Here is a 5,023-nt window from a genome sequence, read left to right as displayed (position 1 = left end):
TTGACGGTGTTCCGCAGGGCAAGGCCCTCGACATCGCCCAGTCCGCTCCCAGCCAGAGCTTCGACGCGGTCATCAAGGGTACGTCCGAATACAAGGACATCGAAGGCGCTGACGTCGTGATCGTCACCGCCGGTGTGCCGCGCAAGCCCGGCATGAGCCGCGATGACCTTCTCGAAATCAACCTCAAGGTGATGGAACAGGTCGGCGCCGGCATTGCCAAGTACGCTCCGAACGCCTTTGTCATCTGCATCACCAACCCGCTCGACGCGATGGTCTGGGCGCTGCAGAAGTTCTCCGGCCTGCCGACCAACAAGGTCATCGGCATGGCTGGCGTGCTCGACAGCTCGCGCTTCGTTCACTTCATCGCCGACGAACTCAAGGTCTCGGTCGAAGACGTCAACGCCTTCGTGCTTGGCGGCCACGGCGACACCATGGTGCCGCTCGCTCGCTACTCGACCGTTGCCGGCATTCCGCTGACCGACGTCGTCAAGATGGGCTGGCTCACCAAGGAACGCCTCGACGAAATCATCCAGCGCACTCGTGATGGCGGCGCCGAGATCGTTTCGCTCCTCAAGACTGGTTCGGCCTTCTACGCTCCGGCTGCTTCCGCCATTGCCATGGCCGAAAGCTACCTCAAGGACAAGAAGCGCATCCTGCCGTCCGCCGCGTTCCTTTCCGGCCAGTATGGCGTCAAGGATACCTATGTCGGCGTGCCGGTCGTGATCGGCGCCGGTGGTGCTGAGAAGGTCATCGAGATCCAGCTCAACTCTGCCGAGCAAAAAGCCTTCGACAAGTCCGTGGAGGCCGTTGAGGGCCTGATCGCGGCGTGTAAGAAAATCGCGCCGAAGCTGGCGTAATTAGAAAAGCCGCTGGCAACCCCAGCGGCTTCTCCCTTTTCCGGTCTCTAGAATCGTCCGGTCTACATCTGCCCACCCAAGGGGAATTCAATGAACATCCATGAACATCAGGCCAAGGCGCTGCTGAAAGAATATGGCGCGCCCGTTGCTGCTGGCGTCGCCATTTTCTCGGCCGACGAAGCTGAAGCTGCAGCCAAGTCGCTGCCCGGCCCGCTCTATGTGGTCAAGAGCCAGATCCATGCCGGCGGTCGCGGCAAGGGCAAGTTCAAGGAACTCGGTCCCGATGCCAAGGGCGGCGTTCGCCTTGCCAAGACCATCGACGATGTCGTGGCCTTCTCCAAGGAAATGCTGGGCAACACGCTCGTGACCAAGCAGACCGGCGAGCACGGCAAGCAGGTCAACCGCCTCTACATCGAAGACGGCGCCGACATCGCCCGCGAGCTCTACTGCTCGCTGCTGGTCGATCGCGCGACCTCGAAAGTGTCCTTCGTCGTTTCGACCGAAGGCGGCATGGACATTGAAGCCGTTGCCGAGCACACGCCTGAAAAGATCATCACCGTCGGTATCGATCCGGTCGCCGGCGTCACCGCTGCCGACATTGCCAAGATCAACGATGCGCTCAAGCTCGACGGTCCGGCCGCCCAGGACGGCGAACACCTGTTCCCGATCCTCTACAAGGCCTTCACCGAGAAGGACATGAGCCTGCTCGAAGTGAACCCGCTGATCGTCATGACCAATGGCCGTCTGCGCGTTCTCGATGCCAAGGTCTCGTTCGACAACAACGCCTCCTTCCGTCACGAAGAGCTCAAGCCGCTCCGCGACCTGACCGAAGAAGACGCCAAGGAAATCGAAGCCTCCAAGTATGACCTCGCCTACGTTGCCCTCGACGGCAATATCGGCTGCATGGTCAATGGCGCGGGCCTTGCCATGTCCACCATGGACATCATCAAGCTCTACGGCGCCGAGCCGGCAAACTTCCTCGACGTTGGTGGCGGTGCCTCCAAGGAGAAGGTGACCGCGGCGTTCAAGATCATCACTGCCGATCCGGCCGTGAAGGGGATCCTGGTCAACATTTTCGGCGGCATCATGCGCTGCGACGTCATCGCCGAAGGCGTGATCGCTGCAGTCAAGGAAGTCGGCCTGAAGGTTCCGCTGGTGGTTCGCCTCGAAGGCACCAACGTCAAGGAAGGCAAAGCCATCCTCGACAATTCGGGCCTCGACGTGATTTCCGCCGATGACCTCGACGACGCCGCCCAGAAGATCGTCGCCGCCGTCGGCAAAGCCGCCTAAGCGCACTGCAGAAGAGAAAAACCAATGTCTATTCTCGTCAACAAAGACACCAAGGTTCTCGTGCAGGGCCTCACCGGCAAGACCGGTACCTTCCACACCGAACAGGCCCTGAATTACTACGGCACCAAGATGGTTGGTGGCGTGAACCCCAAGAAGGCCGGTGAAACCTGGACTTCGGGTCTCGATGGTTCGGCTTCGCTCCCGGTGTTCGCTTCGGTTGCCGAAGGCCGCGAAAAGACCGGCGCCAATGCATCGGTCATCTATGTTCCGCCTCCGGGTGCCGCTGCCGCCATCGAAGAAGCAATCGACGCTGAGATCCCGCTCATCGTCTGCATCACCGAAGGCGTGCCGGTCATGGACATGGTCCGCGTCAAGGCAAAGCTTGAAAAGAGCAAGTCGCGCCTCATCGGGCCGAACTGCCCCGGCGTCCTGACCCCGGAAGAATGCAAGATCGGCATCATGCCGGGCTCCATCTTCTCCAAGGGCTCGGTGGGTATTGTTTCGCGCTCGGGCACGCTTACCTATGAAGCAGTGTTCCAGACCACCAATGAAGGCCTCGGCCAGACCACGGCTGTCGGTATCGGCGGCGACCCGGTCAAGGGCACCGAATTCATCGATATGCTCGAAATGTTCCTGGCCGACGAAGCCACCAAGTCGATCATCATGATCGGCGAAATCGGCGGTTCGGCTGAAGAAGAAGCAGCGCAGTTCCTGATCGACGAAGCCAAGCGCGGCCGCAAGAAGCCGATGGCTGGTTTCATCGCTGGCCGTACTGCTCCCGCTGGCCGCACCATGGGCCATGCTGGCGCCGTAATTTCGGGCGGTAAGGGTGGCGCTGAAGAAAAGATCGCGGCCATGGAAGCTGCCGGCATCAAGGTGTCGAGCTCCCCGGCCCGTATCGGCAAGACTCTGGCGGAAGTACTCCGCGGTTAAGTCTCTGCGGCGCTGAATTGTGTGATGCCGTCACCACCGGGCTCGTTCCGGTGGTCCATGCCTTAAGAGGGTGGATTGCCGGGGACAAGCCCGGCAGTGACGACACAAACACTGCGCAGAGATGACGCCATGCGACCAATGTCGGTCGCGCTTCAGTCACGGTTCGGTGTTAAGCCTGCCGTGTGGGGCGAATAATTGTAGTGTGAGTGCGGCGCCTCCCACGGGCGCCGCAAGTCTTAACAAGATACAAAGGAAAAGCGGTCAATATGCCCCCACTTTGGGTGACCGCAGTTAGAACCGGTTCTCCGCCGGTTTGTTGAGAAGGATGGCGGGACGCAAGGTCCCGCAGAAAAAAGCGATGACACGACAGGAAAAGAACGACGCGTTCTTGCTGACCTCGTTCCTCTATGGGGGGAACGCCGACTACATCGAACAACTCTACTCCCGCTACAAGACGGACCCCAACAGTGTCGATGCGACATGGTCCAGCTTCTTTTCCCGGCTTGATGACAGCGATGGCGTCGCCGAGAAAAATGCTGCGGGTCCGAGCTGGGGTCGCAAGGACTGGCCGCAGGCGGCCAGTGGCGATCTGGTCTCAGCGCTCGACGGCAACTGGGGTGAAGTCGCGATAAAGGCCGAAAAGGCGACGGCGAAAAAGGCCGCTGCTGAAGGCAAGCCCGCGCCGACCTCGGCCGATGTGCTGCAGGCAACGCGCGATTCGATCCGTGCCATCATGATGATCCGCGCCTATCGCATGCGCGGCCACCTTCATGCCGATCTTGATCCGCTCAAGCTCAAGGCCGATGAACCGGCGCCGGAACTCGATCCGCGCAGCTACGGCTTCACCGAAGCCGACTTCTCCCGCAAGATCTTCATCGACAACTATCTGGGGCTCGAATACGCGACGCTCCCGGAAATGCTGGCGATCCTCGAACGCACCTATTGCGGTACGGTCGGCATCGAGTTCATGCACATCTCCGATCCTGAAGCCAAGCAGTGGATTCAGGAACGCATCGAAGGTCCGGATAAGGAAATCACCTTCTCGCCCGAGGGCAAGAAGGCCATCCTGACCAAGCTGATCGAAGCCGAAGGCTTCGAGAAGTTCATCGACGTCAAATACACCGGCACGAAGCGCTTCGGCCTTGATGGCAGCGAGGCCGCCATTCCGGCGCTCGAGCAGATCATCAAGCGCGGCGGCGCCCTCGGCATCAAGGACATTGTTCTTGGCATGGCCCACCGTGGTCGCCTCAACGTTTTGACCCAGGTGCTGCAGAAGCCGCACCGCGCCCTCTTCCACGAATTCAAGGGCGGCGCCTTCTATCCCGACGACGTCGAGGGTTCGGGCGACGTGAAGTACCACCTCGGTGCTTCGTCCGACCGTGAATTCGACGGCAACAAGGTCCACCTGTCGCTGACCGCCAACCCCTCGCACCTCGAGATCGTCGATCCAGTGGTGCTAGGCAAGTCGCGCGCCAAGCAGGATCAGCACATCTCCCCCGATGGCAAGCTCGTCAACATCGCCACCGACGGCAAGCCGGACCGCTCCATGGTCCTGCCGCTGTTGATCCATGGCGATGCGGCCTTTGCCGGCCAGGGCGTCATTGCCGAATGTCTCGGGCTCTCGGGCCTCAAGGGTCATCGCACCGGCGGTTCGATCCATCTGGTCATCAACAACCAGATCGGCTTCACCACCTCGCCGATGTATTCGCGCTCTTCGCCCTATCCGACCGATGTGGCCAAGATGATCGAAGCCCCGGTTCTGCACGTCAACGGTGACGATCCGGAAGCCGTGGTCTTTGCCGCCAAGGTGGCGGTCGAATATCGCCAGAAGTTCGGCAAGCCTGTCGTCATCGACATGTTCTGCTATCGCCGCTTCGGTCACAACGAAGGCGACGAGCCAAGCTTCACCCAGCCGCTCATGTACTCCAAGATCCGGAGCCACA

Annotated in this window: 4 protein-coding genes; all 4 read left to right on the top strand. The window is 60.6% G+C overall.

Annotated elements, in window-relative coordinates:
• On the top strand, positions 1 to 857 hold an 857-nt coding region (gene mdh / locus ABW043_RS12860; protein ID WP_353921606.1), incomplete at its 5' end, for a malate dehydrogenase.
• A 90-nt stretch (positions 858 to 947) separates the two neighbouring features.
• Complete coding sequence (gene sucC / locus ABW043_RS12855) at positions 948 to 2,147, top strand: ADP-forming succinate--CoA ligase subunit beta (protein ID WP_353921605.1); 1,200 nt, start codon at positions 948 to 950, stop codon at positions 2,145 to 2,147.
• 24 nt (positions 2,148 to 2,171) lie between these two features.
• Positions 2,172 to 3,080 carry a succinate--CoA ligase subunit alpha gene (gene sucD / locus ABW043_RS12850; RefSeq protein WP_353921604.1) on the top strand — a complete coding sequence of 303 codons (909 nt, stop codon included), beginning with the start codon at positions 2,172 to 2,174 and terminating at the stop codon, positions 3,078 to 3,080.
• 358 nt (positions 3,081 to 3,438) lie between these two features.
• The coding region (locus tag ABW043_RS12845; RefSeq protein WP_353921603.1) for a thiamine pyrophosphate-dependent enzyme at positions 3,439 to 5,023 on the top strand (1,585 nt) is incomplete at its 3' end.

It is taken from the genome of Devosia sp., from assembly GCF_040509215.1.
Classification (GTDB): domain Bacteria; phylum Pseudomonadota; class Alphaproteobacteria; order Rhizobiales; family Devosiaceae; genus Devosia.
This window is presented reverse-complemented; position numbering and strand designations above follow the sequence as displayed.

Coding starts and splice junctions, on each gene's coding strand:
- sucC (WP_353921605.1), top strand. CDS start 948: ATGAACATCCATGAACATCAGGCCAAGGCGCTGCTGAAAGAATATGGC.
- sucD (WP_353921604.1), top strand. CDS start 2,172: ATGTCTATTCTCGTCAACAAAGACACCAAGGTTCTCGTGCAGGGCCTC.